Source organism: Nocardia testacea NBRC 100365, from assembly GCF_000308775.1.
In the GTDB taxonomy this organism is placed as follows: domain Bacteria; phylum Actinomycetota; class Actinomycetes; order Mycobacteriales; family Mycobacteriaceae; genus Nocardia; species Nocardia testacea.
In genome coordinates this window covers 1-1,386 of sequence record NZ_BAGJ01000220.1, presented here as the reverse complement: position 1 = coordinate 1,386, position 1,386 = coordinate 1, and the positions used below count along the sequence as shown (strand labels likewise).

The window sequence follows — 1,386 nt, the reverse complement described above, 5'->3', positions numbered from 1 at the left end:
GGGACTATCTCGGTAACGGTGTTTCCGGCGGTTTCTCTCAGTAGGTTCGGGCGTCGGGCCAGCGGTCGGCGAAGGTGATCGCGAACGCGTTGACCGCGGGCTTCCAGCGCATCGTCCATCGTGCCCGACCGGCCCCGGTCGGATCCAGCGAACGAGTCACCAGATACAGGCATTTCAGGGCGGCCTGCTCGGTCGGGAAATGGCCGCGCGCCTTGATCGCCCGCCGGTAGCGGGCGTTCAAGGACTCGATTGCATTCGTCGAGCAGATCACCTTCCGGATCTCGATGTCGTAGTCGAGGAACGGGATGAACTCCTCCCACGCGTTGCTCCACAACCGCACGATGGCACCATATTTGGTGCCCCACCGCTCGGTCAGCTCATCGAGCGCAGCCCGGGCGGCATCAGCATTGACCGCGGTATAGATCGGTTTCACATCCCGCTTCAATGCGTCCCAGTGCTGGCGGCCGGCGAGCCGGAAGGTGTTGCGGATCAGATGGATGATGCAGGTTTGGACCGTGGCCAGCGGCCACACGTTCCCGACCACTTCCGGCAGGCCTTTCAACCCGTCGCAGACCAGGAAGAACACGTCCTTGACCCCACGGTTACGGATCTCGGTGAGCACACTGAGCCAGAACTTCGCGCCCTCGCCACCGGAGCCGGCCCAGAGTCCGAGGATGTCCTTTTCACCGGTCACGGTGACCCCGATCGCGGCATAGATCGGCCGGTTGGCGACTTGTCCATCGCGGATCTTGACCACGATGGCGTCGATGAAGATCGCGACATAGACCTGGTCGAGGGGACGGCTCGACCATTCCTGCATCTCCGCGACCACCTTGTCGGTGATCCGGGAGACTGTCTCTTTTGACACCGACGCCCCATAGATCTCGGCGAAATGGGCGGAGATCTCCCCGGTGGTCAGGCCTTTCGCATACAGCGACAGCACGATTTCATCGACCCCGGTCAACCGGCGCTGCCGTTTCTTGACAATCTGAGGCTCGAAGCTGCCGTCGCGATCGCGGGGAACCTCGATCGGCACCGGTCCGGTCGTCTCGGTCAGCACCGTCTTCGACCTGGTGCCGTTACGCACATTGGTCGATTCCCGATCCTCGGGCGCCTGGTTCGGCTCGAACCCCACGTGCTCGGTCATTTCCTCGTTGAGCGCGGTCTCGAGGACTGTCTTGGTGAACTGCTGGAGCAGTCCATCGGGCCCGGTCAAGGACAGTCCTTGTTCCTTGGCCATCCGGACCAGCTCCGCTGCCGCCAGCTGTTCGGCCGACGCTTCGGCCTTCTTCCTTGCCACGGCATCAAGTGTCGTCATCACGGCACCTTCCCGCTGACCATCCGGTCAGCGAATCAGGCCGGAAACACCGTTAAATCCACAGTCCC

The 1,386-nt window shown here is 62.7% G+C and carries 1 protein-coding gene; it reads right to left on the bottom strand.

Annotation, left to right across the window (positions count from 1 at the left end; genetic code table 11):
- Window positions 1–37: 37 nt before the first annotated feature.
- Window positions 38–1,321, bottom strand: coding sequence for an IS256 family transposase (locus tag ON38_RS25550; RefSeq protein WP_085995487.1), 1,284 nt, complete (start codon window positions 1,319–1,321; stop codon window positions 38–40).
- Window positions 1,322–1,386 lie beyond the last annotated feature (65 nt).